Source organism: Cupriavidus sp. BIC8F (genome assembly GCF_032465815.1).
Taxonomy (GTDB): Bacteria; Pseudomonadota; Gammaproteobacteria; order Burkholderiales; family Burkholderiaceae; genus Cupriavidus; species Cupriavidus necator.
This window is the reverse complement of the sequence record NZ_CP136094.1, coordinates 4,215,545-4,238,103: the sequence shown is the minus strand read 5'-3', so window position 1 is coordinate 4,238,103 and position 22,559 is coordinate 4,215,545. Positions and strand designations below refer to the sequence as shown.

The 22,559-nt window shown below is 64.8% G+C and carries 19 protein-coding genes, 2 tRNA genes and 2 pseudogenes; 12 read left to right on the top strand and 11 right to left on the bottom strand.

Annotation, left to right across the window (positions count from 1 at the left end; translation table 11 throughout):
- Nucleotides 1-10 precede the first annotated feature (10 nt).
- Entirely contained in the window at nucleotides 11-1,105 is a 1,095-nt protein-coding gene (locus tag RS901_RS19900; protein ID WP_316150650.1) for a YeiH family protein, read from the top strand.
- A gap of 94 nt (nucleotides 1,106-1,199) precedes the next feature.
- Here RS901_RS19900 and RS901_RS19895 read toward each other — a convergent pair.
- Nucleotides 1,200-1,286, bottom strand: a tRNA-Leu gene (locus RS901_RS19895).
- 162 nt (nucleotides 1,287-1,448) lie between these two features.
- Here RS901_RS19895 and RS901_RS19890 point away from each other — a divergent pair.
- The 3 genes from RS901_RS19890 (at nucleotide 1,449) to RS901_RS19880 (ending at nucleotide 2,929) form a co-directional block, all read left to right on the top strand.
- A complete protein-coding gene (locus RS901_RS19890) occupies nucleotides 1,449-1,796 on the top strand; it encodes a hypothetical protein (protein WP_316150649.1) in 348 nt (115 codons plus the stop codon).
- A gap of 273 nt (nucleotides 1,797-2,069) precedes the next feature.
- Nucleotides 2,070-2,363: a hypothetical protein gene (locus RS901_RS19885; RefSeq protein ID WP_316150648.1), complete on the top strand. Its 294-nt coding sequence runs from the start codon at nucleotides 2,070-2,072 to the stop codon at nucleotides 2,361-2,363.
- 158 nt (nucleotides 2,364-2,521) lie between these two features.
- Complete coding sequence (locus RS901_RS19880; RefSeq protein WP_041228012.1) at nucleotides 2,522-2,929, top strand: heme-binding protein; 408 nt, start codon at nucleotides 2,522-2,524, stop codon at nucleotides 2,927-2,929.
- Between the two features lie 271 nt (nucleotides 2,930-3,200).
- Here RS901_RS19880 and RS901_RS19875 read toward each other — a convergent pair whose 3' ends face one another.
- The 4 genes from RS901_RS19875 to RS901_RS19860 form a co-directional block, all read right to left on the bottom strand.
- Nucleotides 3,201-3,530 (bottom strand): hemin uptake protein HemP, encoded by a 330-nt coding sequence (locus RS901_RS19875; RefSeq protein WP_316150647.1) that lies wholly within the window; start codon nucleotides 3,528-3,530, stop codon nucleotides 3,201-3,203.
- Nucleotides 3,531-3,771: 241 nt separating this feature from the next.
- Nucleotides 3,772-4,185: a biopolymer transporter ExbD gene (locus tag RS901_RS19870; RefSeq protein WP_316150646.1), complete on the bottom strand. Its 414-nt coding sequence runs from the start codon at nucleotides 4,183-4,185 to the stop codon at nucleotides 3,772-3,774.
- 21 nt (nucleotides 4,186-4,206) lie between these two features.
- On the bottom strand, nucleotides 4,207-4,935 hold the full coding sequence (locus RS901_RS19865; protein WP_013957343.1) for a MotA/TolQ/ExbB proton channel family protein: 729 nt from the start codon (nucleotides 4,933-4,935) through the stop codon (nucleotides 4,207-4,209).
- A 62-nt stretch (nucleotides 4,936-4,997) separates the two neighbouring features.
- Nucleotides 4,998-5,657: an energy transducer TonB gene (locus RS901_RS19860; RefSeq protein WP_316150645.1), complete on the bottom strand. Its 660-nt coding sequence runs from the start codon at nucleotides 5,655-5,657 to the stop codon at nucleotides 4,998-5,000.
- Nucleotides 5,658-6,143: 486 nt separating this feature from the next.
- Here RS901_RS19860 and RS901_RS19855 point away from each other — a divergent pair, with 486 nt between their 5' ends.
- Entirely contained in the window at nucleotides 6,144-8,444 is a 2,301-nt protein-coding gene (locus RS901_RS19855) for an AAA family ATPase (RefSeq protein WP_410054137.1), read from the top strand.
- 278 nt (nucleotides 8,445-8,722) lie between these two features.
- Here the strand turns inward: RS901_RS19855 and murI are convergent, their stop codons facing one another.
- The 4 genes from murI to RS901_RS19835 form a co-directional block, all read right to left on the bottom strand.
- Complete coding sequence (gene murI / locus RS901_RS19850) at nucleotides 8,723-9,532, bottom strand: glutamate racemase (RefSeq protein WP_316150643.1); 810 nt, start codon at nucleotides 9,530-9,532, stop codon at nucleotides 8,723-8,725.
- Between the two features lie 97 nt (nucleotides 9,533-9,629).
- Nucleotides 9,630-11,153: a fumarate hydratase gene (locus RS901_RS19845; protein WP_010814713.1), complete on the bottom strand. Its 1,524-nt coding sequence runs from the start codon at nucleotides 11,151-11,153 to the stop codon at nucleotides 9,630-9,632.
- 202 nt (nucleotides 11,154-11,355) lie between these two features.
- Nucleotides 11,356-11,898, bottom strand: coding sequence for a TIGR00645 family protein (locus RS901_RS19840; RefSeq protein WP_316150641.1), 543 nt, complete (start codon nucleotides 11,896-11,898; stop codon nucleotides 11,356-11,358).
- Between the two features lie 113 nt (nucleotides 11,899-12,011).
- Nucleotides 12,012-12,971, bottom strand: coding sequence for a DMT family transporter (locus RS901_RS19835; RefSeq protein WP_316150640.1), 960 nt, complete (start codon nucleotides 12,969-12,971; stop codon nucleotides 12,012-12,014).
- 299 nt (nucleotides 12,972-13,270) lie between these two features.
- Here RS901_RS19835 and acs point away from each other — a divergent pair, with 299 nt between their 5' ends.
- The 3 genes from acs (at nucleotide 13,271) to RS901_RS19820 (ending at nucleotide 17,579) form a co-directional block, all read left to right on the top strand.
- Nucleotides 13,271-15,253, top strand: a complete 1,983-nt coding sequence (gene acs / locus RS901_RS19830) for an acetate--CoA ligase (RefSeq protein WP_316150639.1) — start codon at nucleotides 13,271-13,273, stop codon at nucleotides 15,251-15,253.
- 100 nt (nucleotides 15,254-15,353) lie between these two features.
- A complete protein-coding gene (locus RS901_RS19825) occupies nucleotides 15,354-17,405 on the top strand; it encodes a VC_2705 family sodium/solute symporter (protein WP_316150638.1) in 2,052 nt (683 codons plus the stop codon).
- Nucleotides 17,406-17,488: 83 nt separating this feature from the next.
- A tRNA-Ser gene (locus RS901_RS19820) sits at nucleotides 17,489-17,579 on the top strand.
- A gap of 48 nt (nucleotides 17,580-17,627) precedes the next feature.
- On the opposite strand, the gene RS901_RS19815 is transcribed toward RS901_RS19820, so the two are convergent.
- Nucleotides 17,628-18,572: a site-specific integrase gene (locus tag RS901_RS19815; RefSeq protein ID WP_316153605.1), complete on the bottom strand. Its 945-nt coding sequence runs from the start codon at nucleotides 18,570-18,572 to the stop codon at nucleotides 17,628-17,630.
- Nucleotides 18,573-18,626: 54 nt separating this feature from the next.
- Nucleotides 18,627-18,821: pseudogene (locus tag RS901_RS19810) on the bottom strand (Arm DNA-binding domain-containing protein); the annotation flags it as partial.
- A gap of 254 nt (nucleotides 18,822-19,075) precedes the next feature.
- Between RS901_RS19810 and istA the strand changes: the two are divergent.
- The 4 genes and pseudogenes from istA to RS901_RS19790 all read left to right on the top strand — a co-directional run.
- Nucleotides 19,076-20,593 carry an IS21 family transposase gene (gene istA, locus RS901_RS19805; RefSeq protein ID WP_316150637.1) on the top strand — a complete coding sequence of 506 codons (1,518 nt, stop codon included), beginning with the start codon at nucleotides 19,076-19,078 and terminating at the stop codon, nucleotides 20,591-20,593.
- Nucleotides 20,594-20,710: 117 nt separating this feature from the next.
- The gene (istB, locus tag RS901_RS19800; protein WP_316150636.1) at nucleotides 20,711-21,478 is read left to right on the top strand and encodes an IS21-like element helper ATPase IstB; all 768 of its coding nucleotides are present in this window, start codon (nucleotides 20,711-20,713) and stop codon (nucleotides 21,476-21,478) included.
- Between the two features lie 432 nt (nucleotides 21,479-21,910).
- A complete protein-coding gene (locus RS901_RS19795; RefSeq protein ID WP_316150634.1) occupies nucleotides 21,911-22,237 on the top strand; it encodes a hypothetical protein in 327 nt (108 codons plus the stop codon).
- Nucleotides 22,238-22,269: 32 nt separating this feature from the next.
- Nucleotides 22,270-22,382 (top strand): annotated as a pseudogene (locus tag RS901_RS19790) (transposase); the annotation flags it as partial.
- Nucleotides 22,383-22,559: the final 177 nt, after the last annotated feature.

Here is a 22,559-nt window from a genome sequence, read left to right as displayed (position 1 = left end):
CGAGCCTGCCATGTCCTCCGTCTCCGCCCCCCGCACCACCCCGGCCGCCGCGCCGGCCTTGCCGCCGCCGTGGTCGCAGCGCCTGCTGACGCTGGTCCCGCTGGGCGGCATTGCCTGGCTGGCGATAGCGCTGGCCGAGCATCCGGCCGTGGCGCGCTATGGCCTTAGCGCGCTGACGCTGGCCATGTGCGCCGGCATGGTCGCGGCCAATACGCTGCCGCGCCACTGGCTGGCGCCGCTGGCACCCGGCATGCAGGTCGCACGCCACTACCTGCTGCGCCTGGGCGTGGCGCTGTATGGTCTGCGGCTGACCTTTGCCTCGATCGTCGCGCTGGGCCTGCCGGGCATCGTGGTGCCGCTGACCATGCTGGTGGCCACGTTGCTGTTCGGCACCTGGGTGGGTACGAGGTTCTTCGGCCTGAGCCGCCGCGAAGCGATCCTGGTCAGTTCCGGCAGCGCCATCTGCGGTGCCGCCGCGGCCATCGCCGTATCGTCGGTGGTGCGCACCGACGACAAGCAGACCGCCGTGGCGGTGGCGACGGTGGTGCTGTTCGGCACCGTCGGCATGCTGCTTTATCCCTATCTGTACGAACTGGCGACAGGCCGCTGGCACTGGGCCGTCAGCGAGCGCATGTTCGGTATTTTCACCGGCGCGACGCTGCACGAAGTGGCCCAGGTGATCGCCGCCGGCAAGATGATCAGCGAGCCGACCGCCGATGCCGCCATGGTGGTCAAAATGGTGCGCGTGCTGGCGTTGGGTCCGCTGCTGCTGGTGATGGCGCTGTGGCCGCAGGGCGGCGCTCAAGCGGAGCAGGGCACTGCCGGCGGCAGCCGCCTGCGTGGCATCCTGAAGTCGGTGCCGTGGTTCGCGGTGGGGTTTGTCGCGGTGATGGCGGTCAACTCGGCCGGCACCGTGCCCACTGCCTGGAAGGCGCCGCTGATCGCGCTGGACAACTGGTTGCTGGCCTGCGCGATGCTGGCGATCGGCCTGCACACCCGCATCGGCGACCTGGTGCGCGCCGGACGCAAGCCGCTGGCGCTGGCCGGTGTGCTGTTCGTGTTCCTGATGGGGGTGGGTGCGCTGATGTGCTACGCGATGGCCTGATGCGCGCGCGGACCTGAAGGCATCGGAAGAGGGGGCGATGGCCCCCTTTTTTTGTTTGGGGCCGGGAGCGGAAGGGGTGGGCGGCAGTACGCCCTGGTGCGGCCGACGGGACTCGAACCCGTAAGCCTGGAAAGGCGGCAGATTTTAAGTCTGCTGAGTCTACCAATTTCTCCACGGCCGCACGGCAAGCCCGGTATTGTGGTGGCTCCGCATCCCGGATGCAAGCGCGAAAAAAGTGACGCCGCTGTTACGGCTGGTAACAATGTCGACCTCGCCGTTGCACCTGGAAAATTCGGAACCTCTACAATACCGATTAAGAGAAATCTCACATTGAGAGGCGGATATGAAACGTTGGTGGCTCGCAGCATTCGGTGTCGCAGCCGGGTTTGCGTCCGGGGCAGCAATGGCCCATGTGAGCGTCGGCGTGGCAATTGGGGTGCCGGGCGTGGTGGTTGGCGCGCCGGCCTACTATCCGCCGGCCCCGGCATACTATGCGCCGCCGCCTGTCGTGGTGGCGCCTGCGCCGGTCTACTACGGCCCGCCCCCGGTGGTGGTACGCCCGCGGCCGGTCTACTACGGTCCTGGCTACTACGGCCCGCCGCGTTATTACGGCGGCCACCGCGGCTACTATGGCCCGCCGGGATACTATCGTGGCCATGGTCATGGTCACGGCCGTTGGCGTGACGACTGATCGTCGTTCGACCTACGCAAGCTTTTTGAAAGAGAAGGGGCCCTCCGGGGCCCTTTCCTTTTTCCTGCCGCACTGCGACATGAGGCGCTGGAGCCAGTTCCCGGAAATTCGCCCCCTTGCTGAGCATAGTCAAATTATTTGAACAGACTGCTCAAAGCGCCACCCCTATCGATATAAGGGTTTCCCCTAAACTGTTGTTGTGACATCGTGATGACGGCACCCCAAAGTGCTGCACGGTGCCTCGGCCAACCAAGAATAGCAAGGGGAATATCCATGAAGATCACACAAGCCGTTGCTGCCGTCGCAGCGCTGGCCGCGCTGGGCGCGCTTTCCACCTCCGCATTTGCCGCCGTCGGCAAGGTCGATCCATACCTGGACGGCTCCAGGATCGGCAAGACGGACCCGTACACCGATGGTGCCAAGATGGGCAAGGTTGATCCGTTCACCGACGGTGCCCGCCTCGGCAAGCCCGATCCGTTCACCGATGGTGCGCGCATGGGCAAGCCCGATCCGTTTACCGACGGCGCACGCATGGGCAAGCCGGATCCGTTCACGGACGGCGCCTGAATCGCTGTTGTCCGTGCATGATGAATGGCTCGCTGAACGCGGGCCATTCTTGTTTTTGCCCGTGCCCCGGCGCACCGCAACGGGGCGTCTGTCATGACGATGGCCGGGGTGCGGCGCTATACTTCGGCCTCAACCAAATGAATGACCAGGAGAGTGGCATGCAGCAAAAGACGGTTCTGACGGCAGACGATGTGAAGAAGATCATGGCCGCAGCGGAAACCGAGGCGAAGAATCATCAATGGGCCGTGTCGATCGTCGTGGTGGACGATGGCGGCCACATGCTGGCGATGCAGCGCCTGGATGGTGCCGCGCCGATCTCGGCCTACATTGCCGGCGAGAAGGCCCGTACCTCGTCGCTGGGCCGTCGTGAGTCGAAGGTCTACGAAGACATGATCAACAATGGCCGCTACTCGTTCATGACGGCGCCGGTGCTGCAAGGCATGCTGGAGGGCGGCGTGCCCATCGTCTGCAACGATCAGGTGGTCGGTGCCGTGGGCGTGTCGGGCGTGAAGTCGACCGAGGACGCGCAGATCGCGCGTGCCGGCATCGCTGCGCTGGGCCTGTAAAGCCCCTGCGCCGGCCACTGTGCCGGCGCATGAAAATGCCCCGCAGGCGTGGCCTGCGGGGCGGCATAAAAGAGGGCATGGCTGGGTACGGTCGGTCCGGCGTGGGGTCTGAATCCCGCCCGCGACACCAGTACCTGGCTACTGCCCAACACCTCGTTCCGAGGTGGTCCCCACAAAAGTCTTTACTGCCACGTACGTGGCACCCGCCCAACGCGGGTCTCGATCGCTTCCCTCTGGCTTCAACCTTGCGGTATCGCGCCCCAGGGCCGCGTCATTTCGTCAGGATCAGCTTGCCGTAGCGCGTGACGCGCAGCGTGTAGACCTCACCGTTGTGCAGGATTGGCAGGATGCTGGCGCCGTGCATGATGGCGTCCAGGGCCACCGGCTCGCCGGCAGGTGCCGGCGACAGGCTGTCGCGCACCAGTGCCTCCAGCCGGGCGGGCAGGGCCGCCACCGCGGACTTCACGGATGCGATGGTCGACGGTGCTGCCTTCGCGCTGGCCTCGCGGCGCGGTTGCGCGGCGACCTCGACGCGGCGCAGCGACAGCCGGCGGCGGGTGACTTCACGCGGTTGCGACAGCGGCAGGGAAAGTGTGCTCATCTTCTGGCTCCGTTCTGCAATAAGGGCGCGCCGGTCATGGCGCAGTCGACGGAAAGATATTAAATGAGAATTGTTATCATTACAATAGCTTCCGACCAAGATTCGCGGAACGACCATGAGCGGCGGGGGAAGGGGCCGCGGGGACGACGCAGCGCAGGCTGGTCGCATGAATCGGCGGCATCAACGACAAAGGGCACCCTGAGGTGCCCTTTGTCGTTCCGGAGCGCCTGGTGGCGCCCGCTTACTGCTTGGGTTCGGTGATAAAGCCGATCTTGCCCAGGCCGCCGTGCTGCGCGGCGGCCATGACTTCGGCCACGCGCTCGTAGCGCACCTCGCGGTCCGCGCGCAGGTGCAGCTCAGGCTGCGGCTGCTGCTGCGCTGCCAGCGCGATATTGCTTTCCAGCGTGGCCTGGTCCACTTCCACCTGGTTCCAGAAGACCTTGCCGCTCGCGTCGATCGAGACGTTGATGCTCTGCGGCTTCGGTTCGTTCGGGGTGTTGGTGGCGCGCGGCAGGTCGATCTTCACCGCGTGGTTGATCACGGGGATAGTGATGATGAAGATGATCAGCAGCACCAGCATGACGTCGACCAGCGGCGTCATGTTGATCTCGCTCATCACCTCGTCGTCGTCGCTGTCGAGAGTACCGAATGCCATGATGACTTCCTTGCTAGCGGTTTAGCGCTGTGCCGCGGCCAGGCGCACGGTGCCGTCTTCGGTGCGGGCGCCGGTGGGGCGCACGCGCGCGCCGGTGACGAAGTAGGCGTGCAGGTCGTGGGCAAAGCGGTTGAGCTTCGAGATCACCGACTTGTTGCCGCGGGTAAGGGCGTTATAGCCCAGCACGGCGGGAATCGCCACGGCCAGGCCGAAGGCGGTCATGATCAGCGCCTCGCCTACGGGGCCGGCAACCTTGTCGATGGTCGGCACGCCCGAGGCGCCGATGCCGATCAGCGCGTGGTAGATGCCCCACACGGTGCCGAACAGGCCGACGAACGGTGCAGTCGAGCCCACCGAGGCCAGCACTGCCAGGCCCGACTGCATGTGCGCCACCGAATCATCGATGGAGCTCTTGAGCGAGCGGGTCAGCCAGTCGGAGATGTCCATCACGTCGTGCAGTTGCGGCTGGCTGGCGCGATGGTGCTGGGCGGCTTCCTTGCCGGCGATGGCCAGCGTGCGGAACGGGTTGGCATCGCTGGCGCCCAGGGTTTCGAGCGCGTGGTCGAAATCGTCCGAGTGCCAGAAGCGCTTTTCCGCGCCGTGCGCCATCTTCTTCAGGCGCACCAGATCCCACGCCTTGGTAAGGATCACGATCCATGAGGCGAGCGACATGATCAGCAGAATGATCGCGGTCGCACGCATGACGAAGTCGCCTTGCGTCCAGAGGTGGGAGAGTCCGAGGTCCTGCATGTGTTGGTTCCTGGTGAGTTCGCTTGGTTTAAGTCAGATCAGAGATCGGAAGTCTGGGGCGGTCAGTTCAGTTCGAAGCCGATCGGCTGCTGCGCCGTGACGGCGACGGCGCGACCGTTGTCCATGTAAGGTTTGCAGCGCATGGACTGCACGGCTTCCACTGCGGCCTGGTCCAGGCGCGACGAACCGCTCGAGGATACGACGGAAGTCTTCACAACCTTGCCGCTTTCGTCGGTGGTCAGGCGCACCACGGCCTTGCCGGTCTCGCCCATGCGGCGTGACTGGGAAGGATACTTCGGTTGCGGCGGCGTGCACTGGATTTCGCCGATGCCGACTGCGCGCGGCGCGGCGGATACCGGTGCCGGGGCGGGCTCAGCGGCCGGTGCCGGGGGTGCTGGCGGCGCGGGCGGGGCCTCGGGCGCGTTTGGCGTCGGCGGCAGGCTGGCTACCGGCTGTGGGGTTGGCTTGGGCTGCGGCGGGGTGGGCTTGGGCGTGGTCACCTTCACCTGCTTGGGCGGGGTTTCCTGCTTGGGCGTGGGTTTGGGCGGCTCCGGCGGGGCTTCCTGCTTGGGAGGCTCCAGCGGGATGATGCGCGCGACGATTTCCGGCGAGATCACCGCCTCGGTCAGCTTGCGGCCCAGGCCGCTTTGGATCAGGTAGAGCAGGCCGACGTGGAACAGCAGTACGGCGAGCGTAATCTTGAGGAAGCGTTGGTCGAACATGTGTCAACAACAAAAGTCTGCCAGCGGTGGCACTGCAGCGGCGCTGTGCGCCGTCACTTGCGATAAAACAGTATCAGCGAGATGCCGCAACCGACCAGCAGGCTAAGCAGCAATTCCATGATAAACGCTCCTTCAACTGGGTTGCCGTGGGAGCGCCACTCTGGGGCAGCGTGTCAGCTGGCCAGTATAAACGATAATGATTCTTATTTGTTGTGATTTGTGCGTCGCAACTGGAATTTTCTGCCCCGGCACGTTATACCGGCAAGTCCAGGCAGCATTTCGGGAGGTGATGCAGTGGTGCACGCGCGCTGGCGCGCTCTGGCACTTTGCTGCGCTTCGGTGCCCCAGGCCACAATCGCCGGTGCCCGTTGCGCACAGGCATGCGCGGTTGGCACCAAAGCGCGCTAGCATAGGAAGAAACTGCAGACATGGCGGTGCGCCGGTCGCGGCCCCGCCATCGCGCACAGCGCGCTCGGGGACCCGTCCATGGACTTCACACGTTTTGCTGAAGATGACCGATCGACGATTCTGCGCTCCATGCCTGGCACATCGTCCAGTTCGGCATTGGACTGGATGTGCGCCCAGTTTGCGCTGCGCGTGGTCTGCGCACTGGGCCCGCGCTTCAACCTGCGCAGCAATATCAACGATGTCCTGACCGTCAGCGCGCAGGAGATGGTTTGGCCGTATGGCGTGGTGCTGCGCGTGCAGCGCTTCCTGGCCGCGCGCTGCGCCGACATGCCCGCCTGGAAGGGCACCGCCCGCCTGACCCCTGAGGAATTCCTGGACCGCCACGGCCAGTGGAACAGCGCTTTCGATGAAAGCGCGCTGTTCTATTACCTGGACGAGTACGTCAAGCACCACGCCAAGGACATGTTCGCCGTGTTCGACGCGTCGGCCGCGGCCATTGCCCAGCGCCTGGAAGGCGAGCGCGTGCTGCTGGTGCGCAATATCGACATGCTCAGCCATGTGCTGGACCTGCCCGAGCACGAGCGCAAGCTGCTGCTGTACGCGGCGCTGGCCAAGTACAAGCGCGACCTGCGCGCGGTGATGGTCGACTGCAAGGTGGCGCACAGCCAGGAAGCGTTCCAGATCCTGGCCGGGCTGACCGGCGCCGGCGCGGCCGACGTGGCCGCCTCGCTGCGGCCCGGCTCGCGGCTGGAGACGCTGAACCTGATCGAGCAGCCGCTGCCGGAAAACAGCGTGACCGACCTGGGCGACCTGATGCGGCTGTCTGACCGGCTGCTGCACGTGCTGCTGGGCAATTACGCCAATGAGGCCGAGATGATGGCGGTCTTCACCCGCCCGGCCGCGCCGCCCACGCTGACCACTGCCGACTATCCCCATGTCGAGACCGACGCGCGCTACCTGTGCGCGCTGCTGAGCAATGCCACGCGCCAGCACGCCAGCGGCGTCAACGTGCTGATCTATGGCCCGCCCGGCACCGGCAAGACTGAGTTTGCGCGGCTGCTGGCGCGCGAGGCTGGTTGCGAGTTGTACGAAGTCGACTGCCTGGACCGCGACGGCAACAGCCTGTCGGGCAAGGACCGCTACCGCTCGCTGCAGGTGTCGCAGGCCTTCCTGCGCGGGCGTGCCCATACCGCGCTGCTGTTCGACGAGGTGGAAGACGTCTTCCCCGGCAGCGCACGCGAGCTGATGAGCCTGTTCGGCCAGGAAGACACGCGCGCATCGGTGAACGGCAAGGCCTGGGTCAACCAGACGCTCGAGCAGAACCCGGTGCCGGTGATCTGGATCTCCAACTCGATCCGGCAGATCGACCCGGCCTACCTGCGCCGTTTCCAGTTCCACCTGGAGCTGAAGATCCCGCCGCCGCTGGTGCGCGAGAACATCATCCGCAAGCACCTGGGCGGGCTGGATGTCAGCGATGCCTTCATCACCGGGCTGGCCGGGCGCAAGACGCTGACGCCGGCGCAGGTACAGTCGGCCGCGCGCTTCGTCGAGCTGGCACGGCCCGACGTGGAAGAGCCGGTGGAGGCGCTGATCCTGCGCCAGCTGGAACACGCCGACCGCGCCATGGGACTGCGCCCCGAGGCCGAGGCGCGGCCGGTGGTCACGCACTACCGGCTGGAGAACCTCCACCTGGAAACCCGCTACGAGGTGGTCAAGATCGTCGACGCGCTGCGCGTGCGCCAGCGCGGCACGCTGTGCTTCTACGGCCCGCCCGGCACTGGCAAGACCGCGCTGGCCGAGCATATCGCGGCCGAGCTGGACCTGCCGCTGATGATCCGCCGCGCCTCCGACCTGATGAGCAAATATGTGGGCGAGACCGAGCAGCAGATCGCCGCCATGTTCGCGCGCGCCGAAGAGGATGGGGCGGTGCTGCTGCTGGACGAGGCCGACAGCTTCATGCAGAGCCGCCAGCAGGCGGTGCGCAACTATGAGATCTCCGAGGTCAACGAGATGCTGCAGGGCATGGAGCGCTTCAACGGCATCTTTATCTGCACCACCAACCTGTTCGACCGCATCGACGAGGCCGCGCTGCGCCGCTTCTCGTTCAAGATCCGCTTCCTGGCGCTCAAGCCCGCGCAGCGCGTGGCGATGTTTGTCGACGAGGCGCTTGACGGCGACGCCGCCGGCCTGACCGACAGCATGCGCCGTGAGCTGGATATGATGGATTGCCTGACGCCTGGCGACTTCGCCACGGTCAAGCGCCAGTGCGTGCTGTTGGGCGAGGCGCTGACGCCGGATGAGTTCCTGGCGCAGCTGCGCCAGGAACACGCGATCAAGCCCGAGGTGCGGGAGCACCGGCCACTGGGCTTCCTGCAGTAAGAACCCATTTCATAATGAAGAAGGGGACGCGTTCAAGCCAGGCGCGGCGCAGGCTAGGCGCGGGCCGCCGGCCTTGGTGATTCCAAGGTCAAGGCCCGTAACGACGCATGCGCCGCGCCTGGCTTGAACCCGAAGGGAAGGCTGCTGCCGGGCCGCATGGCGTTGTTGCGGCCTCCTTGCGTGGAATAACCACGCGGCGTCGGCCACGCCTAGCCCTGCGGCCCGGCAGCAGCCTTCGCGCCCCTTCTTCATTATGAAATGGGTTCTAAGGGCGCCGGTCAGAGCGCCGGCGCCGGCTCGATCACCACCGTTTCCGCATCTGCTTCCACCTGCAGCAGCGTGGCTGCCATCGCGCGCAGGTGCGCGGCGTCCTTGGTGGAGGCAAAGCGGTCGTGCGGGGTGGCATCGGGCGCGGCGGCGAGCTTGTGTTCGGCCAGCTTGCGTGCCAGCTGGCGCGCAATGGCGCTGCCGGTGTCGACCAGTGCCAGCTGGTCGCCAACCATCGCCCGGATCGCGCCGGAGAGAAAAGGGTAGTGGGTGCAGCCCAGCACCAGCGTGTCGGCGCCGGCCTCCAGCATTGGCGTCAGGTAGGCGTCCAGGCGCTGGCGCACGGCCGGGCCGTCGGTCTCGCCTTGTTCGATCAACGACACCAGTCCCAGGCCCGCCTCGCACAGGAAGCGGCTTTCGCCTTCCAGCGATGTCAGCAGCCGCGCGAACTTGGCGCTCTTGAGGGTATTGGCGGTGGCCAGCACGCCCACCACCTTGCTGCGGCTGGCGGCGGCAGCCGGCTTCAGGCCCGGCTCGACGCCGATGATCGGCACCGTCAGCCGCTCGCGCAGCGTCTGCACCGCATGCATGGTGGCGGTATTGCAGGCGATCACCAGCGCCTTGCAACCCTGGCCGAGCAGCCATTCACAGGCCTGCAGCGTGCGCGCCTCGACAAAGGCCTCGGGTTTCTCGCCATAGGGGGCGTATTTTGAATCCGCCAGGTACAGCAGCGACTCATGGGGCAGCAGCGCGCGGATCTCGCGCAGCACGGACAGGCCGCCGAGGCCGGAATCGAAGACGCCGATGGGTGCGGGGTTCACGGGGGGCAGGGACGACAAGAAACAAGGTAGAAAAGAGCCGGGTCGGAACCCGGCTCTTTTTTCGAGCGCGACTGCAGATTCTACCGTCTTGCCAGGCTTACAGCGCGGCGACCGGGATCTTGCCAATCTTGGCCTGCCATTCGGCGGGGCCGGTCTTGTGCACCGAGGTGCCTTCGCTGTCCACCGCAACCGTCACCGGCATGTCCTTGACGTCGAACTCGTAGATCGCTTCCATGCCGAGGTCTTCGAAGCCGACCACCTTGGCCTCCTTGATCGCCTTGGCCACCAGGTAGGCGGCGCCGCCCACGGCCATCAGGTAGGCCGACTTGTGCTTCTTGATGGCCTCGATCGCCACCGGGCCGCGCTCGGCCTTGCCGATCATCGAGATCAGGCCGGTTTCGGCCAGCATCATCTCGGTGAACTTGTCCATGCGCGTGGCGGTGGTGGGGCCGGCCGGGCCAACGGCCTCGTCGCGCACCGGATCGACCGGGCCGACGTAGTAGATCACGCGGTTCTTGAAGTCCACCGGCAGCTTCTCGCCCTTGGCCAGCATGTCGGCGATGCGCTTGTGCGCGGCGTCGCGGCCGGTCAGCATCTTGCCGTTGAGCAGCAGGGTCTGGCCCGGCTTCCACGAGGCGACTTCTTCCGGCGTCAGCGTGTTCAGGTCGACGCGCTTGGAGGTCTCGGTGTTCGGTGCCCACTCGACCTTCGGCCATTGCGACAGGTCAGGCGCTTCCAGCTTGGCCGGGCCGCTGCCGTCCAGCGTGAAGTGCACGTGGCGGGTGGCGGCACAGTTCGGGATCATCGCGACCGGCTTGGACGCCGCGTGCGTCGGGCAGGCCATGATCTTGACGTCCAGCACTGTGGCCAGGCCGCCCAGGCCCTGCGCGCCGATGCCGAGCGCGTTGACCTTCTCGTACAGCTCGACGCGCAGTTCCTCGACCCAGTCCTTCGGGCCGCGGGCGATGATGTCCTGGATGTCGATGGACTCCATCAGCGATTCCTTGGCCATCACCATCGCCTTCTCGGCGGTGCCGCCGATGCCGATGCCCAGCATGCCCGGCGGGCACCAGCCGGCGCCCATGGTCGGCACGGTCTTCAGCACCCAGTCGACGATCGAGTCGGACGGGTTCAGCATCACGAACTTGGACTTGTTCTCCGAGCCGCCGCCCTTGGCCGCGACCTGGATGTCGACGGTGTTGCCCGGCACCACTTCGTAGTGGATCACGGCCGGGGTGTTGTCCTTGGTGTTCTTGCGGCCGCCTTCGGGCGGGCTGACGATCGACGCGCGCAGCACGTTGTCGGGATGCGTATAGCCGCGGCGCACACCCTCGTTGATCATGTCGGTCAGGCCCATGGTGGCGCCGTCCCAGCGCACGTCCATCCCCACCTTGACGAAGATCGTGACGATGCCGGTGTCCTGGCAGATCGGGCGCTTGCCCTCGGCGCACATGCGGCTGTTGGTCAGGATCTGCGCGATCGCGTCCTTGGCCGCCGGGCTCTGCTCCAGCTCATAGGCGCGGCCCAGGCTGGTGATGTAGTCCATCGGGTGGTAGTAGCTGATGTACTGCAGGGAGTCGGCGACGCTCTGGATGAGGTCTTCTTGCTTGATGACAGTCATTTTGTGGGGGGAGGGCAGCGGTGAAACACAGCCTGAAATCATACACTGAGCCGGGGCGCTCTGCCCGGCTGCATACATCCGTCCACAGTCGATGATGTGCGGCAAACGCCGCTGGTTGCGTCGGGGCGGGCCCAAAAGCAAAAACCGCGGCACATGGCCGCGGTTTCGCTGGGACTAGGTGTCCGATGGTGCGTTAATGTGATTAGTGCTTATCATGTGCGCCGACCGGGTGCGTCACCATCCGATCCACCCAGGCCATGGCGACCGCCGACAGCAGGAAGGCAATATGGATGGCCACCTGCCACATGATGGTATGCGTCGTGCGTTGCTCGGCATCGATGAAGGTCTTGAGCAGGTGGATCGACGAAATCCCGATCAGCGCCATCGACAGCTTGACCTTTAGCACGCCGGCGTTGACGTGGTCCAGCCATTCCGGCTCGTCCGGGTGGTTGTCGATGCCCAGCCGCGAGACGAAGGTTTCGTAGCCGCCCACGATCACCATGATCAGCAGGTTGGAGATCATCACCACGTCGATCAGGCCCAGCACCACCAGCATGATCTTGTTCTCGTCGAACTCGGTCACATGCGCGAGCAGGTGCCAGACTTCGACCAGGAAGTGGTAGACATAGACGCCCTGGGCCACGATCAGGCCCAGGTAAAGCGGCAACTGCAGCCAGCGCGACGCGAAGATGATGCTCGGGATCGGCCGCATGGTCTGCGGCCTGGTCATTGGATTGGAAGCCATGGGCGGGGCGGTGTCGGCGAGTTGAAAGTCGGCGTGGATTGTACCAAGCGCCGATGACCGGGCCGTGTGACCGACCGTAACCGGAGACGGTTACTGTTAGTCGCCGGCGTGGCTCAACCCGCGGCGCCAGGATCGGCGCCGGCCGCCTTGCCGCGCCACGCGCCGCGCGCGATCCGCCCCGGCCAGCTGGCCAGCACGATCCCGGCCAGCACGCACGCCAGCGCCACCCCATGCGGCCAGCCCGGCTGCTCGCCCAGGAAGACGATGCCGTAGGTGGCAGCCGCCACCGGCAGCACCGAGGTGAACACCCCCGCCAGCTGCGCCGGCACATGGCGGATGCCCTTCATCCACAGCCAGAACGAGAACACGCTGGCCGAGAGCGCATACCACAGCACCATCAGCCAGGTCTGCGACGGCACCGTGGCGGCATCGAAGCTCAGCAGCGGGACCAGCCCCAGCGGCAGCATCAGCAGCCCGCCGATCAGGTGCGTGTAGGCGCAGATCTCGATCGCGGCCAGGGTCTGCGTGAGCCGGCGCGACAGGATCACGTAGATCGACTCGCATACCACCGCGCCCATGATCATCAGGTTGCCCAGCCATGCCTGGCCGCCGCTGCCGGCACCGTGCGCATCGCCCCGGGCGATGTTCAGTACCGCGATGCCGGTCATCGCCAGCAGCACCGACGCCACCGTGCGCCGCGACAGCCGCTCGCGCAGCATCAGCCACGACAGGATCGCCACTGTGGCTGGGATGGTGCTGGTGATCACGCCAGCGGCCATGGCGCTGGTCAGCCGCACGCCATTGAGCATCAGCAGTGTAAACAGGAAGGTGCCGAAGAACGCCTGCAGGAACAGGTTCAGCCATTCCCCGCGCGAGACCCGGCGCATGCGCGCGGGCCGGTACCAGGGCGCCAGGCAGACGATGGCAATGACAAAGCGCAGCAGCGCGAACAGCAGCACCGGCACATGGGCGATGATCGATTTGCCGAGGCCCACGTTGCTGCCGACCAGCGCCATCGAGGCGATCAGGAACAGGGCGTAGACCGGGGAGAATGGTGAAGGATTGGCGGGCACGGGTACGGCCTTGGTCGTCCGGCGGGGCGCCGCGGCGGCGCTTTGGCGCGGCAGATGCTGAGCCGGCGGGAGCGGCAAGGGTAAGCGCCGCATTCAGGTATGGAACTCGCGGCATTATAGCTGTGCTAGCCTAATGGAGAAGGCTGCACTTTCCCGGCGCATGCGTGGACTTTTCCCGCTGCATTGCAACAAGTTGCATGCACACCCGAGGCCCACCGTCAGGTTTTACCGTCAGGTTTAAGTAAGCCGTCGGGCGTAACGTGGCAGCCAAAGCCCGTCCAAAATCAGGAGACAAGTCTATGTCCACCATCGAATCGGTGATGCAAGAGCATCGCGTCTTCAACCCGCCCGAGACCTTCGCCCGGCAAGCCGCGATCCCCAGCATGGAGGCCTACCAGGCGCTGTGCGACGAAGCCGAGCGCGACTATGAAGGCTTCTGGGCCCGCCACGCGCGCGAGTTGCTGCACTGGAACAAGCCCTTCACCAAGGTGCTGGACGAAAGCAACGCACCGTTCTACAAGTGGTTCGAAGACGGCGAACTCAACGCCTCTTACAACTGCCTGGACCGCAACCTGCAGAACGGCAATGCCGACAAGGTCGCGATCGTGTTCGAGGCCGACGACGGCACCGTGACCCGCGTCACCTACCGCGAGCTGCACGGCAAGGTGTGCCGCTTTGCCAACGGCCTGAAGGCGCTCGGCGTCAAGAAGGGCGACCGCGTGGTGATCTACATGCCGATGTCGGTCGAAGGCGTGGTCGCGATGCAGGCCTGCGCGCGCCTGGGCGCCACGCACTCGGTCGTGTTCGGCGGCTTCTCGGCCAAGTCGCTGCAGGAGCGGCTGGTGGATGTGGGCGCGGTGGCGCTGATTACTGCCGACGAGCAGATGCGCGGCGGCAAGGCCCTGCCGCTGAAGGCGATTGCCGACGATGCGCTGGCGCTGGGCGGCTGCGATGCCGTCAAGAACGTAATCGTCTACCGCCGCACCGGCGGCAAGGTTGCCTGGACGGAAGGCCGCGACTGCTGGATGGAAGATGTCTGCGCCGGCCAGCCGGATACCTGCGCGGCCGAGCCCGTCAGCGCTGAACACCCGCTGTTCGTGCTCTACACCTCCGGCTCCACCGGCAAGCCCAAGGGCGTGCAGCACAGCACCGGCGGCTACCTGCTGTGGGCGCTGATGACGATGAAGTGGACCTTCGACATCAAGCCCGACGACCTGTTCTGGTGTACCGCCGATATCGGCTGGGTCACCGGCCACACCTATATCGCCTACGGCCCGCTGGCCGCCGGCGCCACCCAGGTGGTGTTCGAAGGCGTGCCGACCTACCCGCACGCCGGCCGCTTCTGGGACATGATCGCGCGCCACAAGGTCAGCATCTTCTACACCGCGCCGACCGCGATCCGCTCGCTGATCAAGGCCGCCGAGGCCGACGAGAAGATCCACCCGAAGCAATATGACCTGTCCAGCCTGCGCCTGCTCGGCACCGTGGGCGAGCCGATCAATCCGGAAGCCTGGATGTGGTACTACAAGAACATCGGCAACGAGCGCTGCCCGATCGTCGACACCTTCTGGCAGACCGAGACCGGCGGCCACATGATCACGCCGCTGCCGGGCGCGACGCCGCTGGTGCCGGGCTCGTGCACGCTGCCGCTGCCGGGCATCATGGCCGCCATCGTCGACGAGACCGGCCATGACGTGCCCAACGGCAACGGCGGCATCCTGGTGGTCAAGCGCCCGTGGCCGGCCATGATCCGCACCATCTGGGGCGATCCGGAGCGCTTCAGGAAGAGCTACTTCCCCGAAGAGCTCGGCGGCAAGCTCTACCTGGCCGGCGACGGCTCGATCCGCGACAAGGACACCGGCTACTTCACCATCATGGGCCGCATCGACGACGTACTGAACGTGTCGGGCCACCGCATGGGGACGATGGAGATCGAGTCGGCACTGGTGTCCAACCCGCTGGTGGCCGAAGCCGCCGTGGTGGGCCGCCCCGACGACATGACCGGCGAGGCCATCTGCGCCTTCGTCGTGCTCAAGCGTTCGCGTCCGACTGGCGAAGAGGCCGTCAAGATCGCGACGGAACTGCGCAACTGGGTCGGCAAGGAGATCGGTCCGATCGCCAAGCCCAAGGACATCCGCTTTGGCGATAACCTGCCCAAGACGCGCTCGGGCAAGATCATGCGGCGCCTGCTGCGGTCGCTGGCCAAGGGAGAGGAGATCACGCAGGACACCTCGACGCTGGAGAATCCGGCGATCCTGGAGCAGCTCAAGCAGGCGCAGTGATCGTCTAGCTTCGGCCCGATCGAGCCCTTGAACCCGCCGCCGCGTTCCCGCGCCGGCGGGTTTGTTGCGATAGCCCCCCACCGACCACGGACCGTCCCCCATGCCTGAAGCCCAGTCGCGCTTTCGCCGACGGTTGCTGTTGTACTACGGCCTGTTCACGCTAGGGTTGTTCGGCTTCGTTGGCATGATGGGGCTGCTGGAACGCTCCAACGCCGATGCGCTGTGGCTCGGCTACGTCTTCCTCTTCATCACCATCGCGATCTATGCCTGCATCGGCCTGATCTGCCGCACCTCTGACCTCAACGAGTATTACGTCGCATCGCGGCGCGTGCCGGCGCTGTTCAACGGCATGGCGATTGCCGCAGACTGGATGAGCGCGGCGTCCTTCATCGGCCTGGCCGGCATCCTGTTTGCCTCGGGCTACGAAGGGCTGGCTTATGTGATGGGCTGGACCGGCGGCTATTGCCTGGTGGCCTTCCTGCTGGCGCCATACCTGCGCAAGTACGGTGGCTACACCATTCCCGATTTCCTCGCAGCGCGCTACGGCAACGGCAAGTCGGGCGGCAACCTGCCAGTGCGCGCGATTGCGGTGCTGGCGGCTTCGCTCTGCTCCTTCGTCTACCTGGTGGCGCAGATCCAGGGCGTGGGGCTGGTGGTGACGCGCTTTATCGGCGTGGAGTTTGCCGTCGGCATCTTCTTCGGGCTGGCCGGCATCCTGGTGTGCTCCTTTCTTGGCGGCATGCGCGCGGTCACATGGACGCAGGTGGCGCAGTACATCATGATGATCGTGGCCTTCCTGGTCACGGTATCAATGATCGCCTGGAAGCATCACCACGAAGCGCTGCCGCAGCTCAGCTACGGCACGCTGCTGTCGCAACTCGACGCGCGCGAGCAGCAACTGGAGCGCGAGCCGGCCGAGCAGGCCGTGCGCGAGTACTACCGGCAGCAGGCCATCCTGCTGCAGGAGCGCATCGCCCGGCTGCCCGATTCCTTTGCCCAGGAGCGCGACGCGCTCGACGCGCGCCTGCAGGACCTGCGCACGCGCAATGCCCCGCTGCGCGAGATCAAGTCGCTGGAGCGCGAACGGCTGGAATTCCCGCGCGACCCCGCGGCGGCACAGCAGCAGTGGAACCAGCAGCGGGCCGACGCGCTGGCCCGCAGCCGCCATTCGCTGTCATCGACCGAGCCCTATCCCGCGGCATCGGAGCAGGAGCGCAAGACCAAGCGGCTGAATTTTGTCTTGCTGGTGTTCTGCCTGATGGTCGGCACCGCCAGCCTGCCGCACATCCTGACGCGGCTCTACACGACGCCGTCGGTCAAGGAAACGCGCAACTCCGTGGCCTGGGCCGTGTTCTTCATCGCCTTGCTGTACGTGTCCGCGCCGACGCTCGCTGCGCTGGTGAAGTACGAGTTTTTCCAGCACCTGGTGGGTACCTCCTACGCCGAATTGCCGCAGTGGGTGGTGCAATGGCGCAAGGTCGATCCACCGGTGTTCGGCATCCGCGATGTCAACGGCGACGGCATAGTGCAATGGGCCGAGATCCTGCTCCAGCCAGACATGATCGTGCTGGCCGCCCCGGAAATCGCCGGCCTGCCATACGTGATCTCCGGCCTGATCGCCGCCGGCGCCCTGGCCGCGGCGCTGTCCACCGCCGACGGCCTGCTGCTGACCATCGCCAATGCGCTCTCGCACGACGTCTTCTATCACATGGTCGACCGCCAGGCGAGCCACCAGCGGCGCGTCTCCACCGCCAAGATCGTGTTGCTGGGCGTGGCGCTTTTTGCCTCTTACGTCACATCGTTGCGCCCAGGCAATATCCTGTTCCTGGTCGGCGCCGCGTTCTCGCTGGCCGCCTCCAGTTTCTTCCCGGTACTGGTCCTTGGCATCTTCTGGCGCCGCACCACCGCCGCCGGCGCCGTCGCCGGCATGGCCGCCGGGCTGGGCATGGCGGTCTACTACATCATCGTCAACTACCCGTTCTTCACCCGCATGACTGGCATCTTCGGCAACCGCTGGTTCGGCGTCGACCCGATCGCCTCCGGCGCCTTCGGCGTGCCCGCTGGCTTCGCCGTGGCCATCATCGTCAGCCTGCTGACGCCACGCAATGCGCCCGTGATCGACCGGCTGGTGAGCTACCTGCGCAAGGGGTAGGGGGGGTGGCTGTTGCATAAGGCTAGATACGGCGACGAAGCACTGGATTCGCCAGACAACTCTGCTATAATCTCCGACTTCCCGGAGAGATGGATGAGTGGTTTAAGTCGCACGCCTGGAAAGCGTGTATAGGTTAATAGCCTATCGGGGGTTCGAATCCCCCTCTCTCCGCCAGAATTTCCTTGTAAATCAAGCGGTTAGCGTTTCGGTGCTGCGATTTATTTAGCCGTTTTTGGCTATTTTCGGCTTCGAATCGCACGACAATCGCAGGCTCTTCGCAGCAAACTTCGCCACTGCTTTACCACCCGCATCAGGGTCGGCGCTCGGTATCCAGCGACCATACACGCGCATCGTGAAGTCCGGGCTCGAGTGGCCTATCTGCTTCGCCACCCACATCGGATGTTCACCCGCAGAGAGCATCATCGAGGCGTATGTGTGCCGGGTTTGATAAGGTTTGCGGTACCGGACCTTTGCACGGCGCAGGGTGCTCGTCCACACGACACGGATAGCGGCGTCGCCGACCCACGGCTTGTTATATCGCGGGTCATGCCATATCTCCTTGTTGGCCAGAAACGTGTACGGCTTCTGTGCCTCCAGCGCCGCAAGGGCAGGCCCCAACAGCTTTACCGCTCTGCGACCAGACTTGGTCTTGGTGTCTTCGGCTACCTCCGCTGCCGAGGTTTTCGCGCGACGAACAATGACCTCGCCCTTGCGCCAGTCCACGTCGGACCACTGCTCGGCCACAAGCTCCGAGGTGCGTAGGCCGGTCCAGAATGCGAACTCGAACATGTTTCCGGCCTGCTCTGGAGCAGCGGCAATGATGGCCTGCTGCTCCTCGGCATCGAACGGGTCCACGTCGTCGTCCTCCTTGGGCGGTTCCGCTTTCCTGTATCTGTAGCCGTAGAGCGGATTCGACTCAATCAAGCCGTCCTGTACTGCGTCGGTTAGCGCCTTGCGGATGACGCTCTGGATATTGGCAAGTCGCTTGTTTCCGCACGTCATCTTGTCGAACCAGCCCCGGAACGCGGTGCGCGTCAATTCGGTCAGCTTGAGCTTGCCGAACCGAGGGATGACGAGGCGCCCGAGGATTTCTCTGTAGCCCTCCACGGTGCTAGCCTTGAGGTGGTTCTTCTGCCGCTCCAGCCACGCCACCAGATAGTCCGCCATGGACTGCGTATCTCCCTGGTACTCCGCGAACGTACGCGCTCGCGGAGAGTCCGGAAATCTCTTGGCGTAGTTGAAGACACCTCGCGCGATGTGAAGAAGAATCTCGGCCCGGATGTTCTCCGCTTCCTTGAGGCCTGCCCGGCTGGGCTTGATTGGCAATCGCTCCCGGCAAACTACCCCCCGGTAGGTAAATGCGATTTGGATACTGCTCTTCGAAACCGCCGTAACTCCCCGCCCGTCTCGACCCATTTTTCGTACCCCTCTTGCGTATTCCGGCCGATCGTGACCGGTCATTCCGGATTATCGTGACCGCGGATTCCGGCATCGTGACCGGCATTTCCGGTTTATCGTGACCAGCCGTTCCGGCGATCGTGACCGGGCCGCCGGAGAGGCATCTCACCGCTGATATGGTGGTGTCCTGCTGGCGATGGTCCGGGTGGGGATGTTGCGTATTGTTCAACCCAGGCTGTGGATAACCTTCTGCGTTTTTGCACGGAGAAGCGATGCCCAAGCCGCCCATGACGATACGCATGATCAAAGACGTGTTACGACTCAAGCACGAGTCCAAACTGTCGCACGCCAGCATTGCCGCGGCGCTGCAAGTTTCCAAGGGCGTGGTGTCCAAGTATGTGTCACTGGCCGCTGAGGCCGGCATGACATGGGAGCAGCTACGCGATCTCGATGAAACAGCGATTGCCGCGCACCTGCTGCCCAGCGCACGCGCCAGCGCCTATGTGCCGCCGGACTATGCCCGCATCCACCAGGAACTGCGGCGCAAGGGCGTCACGCTGACCCTGCTGTGGCAGGAATATGTTGAGGCCCATCCCGGCGGCAAGACCTATCGCCACACGCAATTCTGCGAGCGCTACCACGCCTGGGCAAAAAGCCTGAAGCGCTCGATGCGGCAGACCCACAAGGCCGGTGAGAAGCTGTTCGTTGACTATGCCGGGCCGACCATCGCTGTGGCCGACGGCGGCCGCGCCCATGTGTTTGTTGCGGCTCTCGGCGCGTCCAGCTACACATTCGCCTGCGCCACGCCGCGCGAGACGATGGTGGACTGGATCGGCTCGATGGTGCGTGCCCTGAGCTTTATCGGCGGCAGCCCAGAACTGATCGTCCCAGACAACCCGCGCGCCTTGATTGCCAACGCCGACCGTTATGAGCCGCGCGCTAACGAGACGGTGCTCGACTTCGCGCGCCATTACGGCACCTCGGTGCTACCTGCCCGTGCACGGCGCCCGCAGGACAAAGCGAAGGTTGAGGTGGCAGTGCAGATCGTAGAGCGTTGGATCCTCGCACGACTGCGCCATCAGCGTTTCGAGACCGTGCATGCGGTCGACCGCGCGATTGCGGCGTTGCTGCCCGCACTCAATGAGCGCCCCTTCCAGAAGCTGCCAGGCAGCCGTGCCAGTGCCTTCGCGGCCCTGGATGCGCCGGCACTCCGCCCCTTGCCGGCGGTCCCTTACGAGATCGCCAGGTTCCGCACCGTCAAGGTCCATATCGACCATCACATCGAGATCCAGAAGCATCGCTACAGCGTGCCGCACGCACTGGTCGGCCAGATGCTTGATGCACGCATTACCGCTCATGCGGTCGAACTGTTGCACCGTGGCCAGCGCGTCGCTGTCCATGCGCGCGCGGCCGCCGGTGGCTTCACCACCGTGCCCGAGCATCTGCCCGCCGCCCATCGCGCCCACCTCGAGTGGACACCGCAGCGACTCATCCGCTGGGGCGAGCAGATCGGCGGCGCCACCGGTGCTGTCGTGCGCCGGCTGCTTGAGCAGCACAAGCATCCTGAACACGGCTACCGCGCCTGTCTGGGGTTGCTGAGCCTGGCCAAGCGCTATGGCAAGGAACGCCTCGAAGCCGCCTGTGCGATTGCGCTGGAGCTCGGCTCCTATCAGTACCGCCACGTCAAGAACGTGCTCGAAACCGATCGCGATCGGCTGACCACAGCCCCTCCTGCCGAGTGGGTCAGTCCCGACCATGCACACCTGCGCGGCCCCAGCTACTACCAGTAACGCCGTCTGCCAGGCAGCACTAACTCCCGCGATTCGCCTCAATGGCCCTCGCACACCGCTACCGCTGGGCCGCAGCCGATCTTGCTTGCCTGGCGCTCACAACCGGAACCCAATCTCATGATGACCCACACCACGCTCGCGCAACTGCGCTCACTCAAGCTCGACGGCTTTGCCGCCGCCCTGGAAGAACAGCTTGCCCAGCCCGGCGCCAGCGCGCTCGCCTTCGAGGAACGTCTGGCGCTGCTGATCGACCGCGAACTGCTCTGGCGCAATGACCGCAAGCTTGCCCGTCTCTTGCAGCGTGCCCGCCTCAAGTACCCCCACGCCACGATCGAGGATCTTGACGCCCGTCCAGGCCGAGGCATTGATCGGAAACAGGTCACCAGTCTCGCGCTGTCCGACTGGATCACAACCGGACATACTGTCCTGATCGGTGGCCCGACCGGCGTCGGCAAGACCTGGCTGGCCTGCGCGCTGGCGCAGTACGCCTGCCGCCGCGGGCATTCCGTCGCTTATCTGCGCGTGCCCAGGCTGGCCGAAGAGCTACGTATCCTGCATGGCAGCGGTGGCTTCGGCAAATGGCTGCTGCAGATGGCCAAGACTGACCTGATCGTGCTGGACGACTGGGCAGTGGCGCCGCTGGACGCGGTCACGCGCAATGACCTGCTTGAACTCATTGACGATCGCGGCAGCAGCCGTGGGCTACTCATTACCAGCCAGCTACCCGTCGAGCACTGGCATGGCTGGATCGGCGATCCCACCATCGCCGATGCGATCCTCGATCGTCTGATGCACCGCATTCACCGCATCACGCTGGCGGGCGATTCGCTCAGAAAGTCTGCTCAAAAAACGAGCACGACATCCAGCGGCAGCCACACTGCTTAGCTTGGCAGAGTAGAATCCGTCCCCGCGCAACACCCTCAACCCATCACCGGTCACGACGCCGGAATGGCCGGTCACAATCAGCCGGAAACTGCGGGGCCACAGCGGTCACGATAAAACGGAATCAGTGGTCACGATGCCGGAATCGGCGGTCACATTCACCGGAATACGCACCCCTCTACGTCAATCAGTTGCCGTCCACCCGCCCAGCGCCATACCTCACCCTCAAGCCAAACGCCGCGAGAAATCTTCGTTCGTATCGCATGCTCCGAAAAACCGGATTCCTCCGAGAATTTGGCAATGGTGACGTAGCGCAGCACTTACTCCCCCCCTTTTGAGAACATGAAAATCCAATATGGAAGCCGAAACTGATTGGTGAGCCAAAGCGTATCTCGCATCGCTGCCTTGCTCGCGCCCCTCTTTCAGGAACCGCTCATGGTCATGAAGCGAATGCTAGGGCGGTTTATGGATTTTGCAACGTTTTCAAAGCGTCCTGGCTTCCGCAGCAAAACGCTAAGGAAGTTTGTGAGCAACCCGGTCCCGGTCGGGATGCTAGTCGATAAGAAAGGGGGCTGCTTGAATAGAAAAGCTAATAGAAAAGCTAAAATTTACTTTTATTTTTCTATTCCTGTAGAGTCGCCTTCTCCCAACAGGCAATTGCTAGGCGGTGCTGGCTTCGTTGAGGACACCAAATTTGTGCCGGTCGCAATGTTGACCGGCAGCAGGCCTGGGCTTGCCCCCGAAAAACGAATCCCTTGCTGAGCGTTTAAACTCAAGCAAGGAGAGTCAAGAAGATGAGCAAGACGAAGCGGGCGCGCTACACGCTCGATTCAAGCTGGAAGCGGTTCGGCTGGTCAAGGCCGGGCAGAGCGTTGCGGCAGCGGCTGCGGCGTTAGGGGTGCCAGGGTAGTCGATTTCCAACTGGGTCAAGGCTGAGCAGGAAGGCAAGCTCGGCGGGGGCTATTGGACCCCGGGGTGGCGTCCATTCACGCAGTTCCGTCAGGACGCTTGCGCATCCGCGCAAGCAAACCGCCGCGACCACTGGCAAATCGCGGGTTGTAAAATGGAGTGACAATAGGCGGCC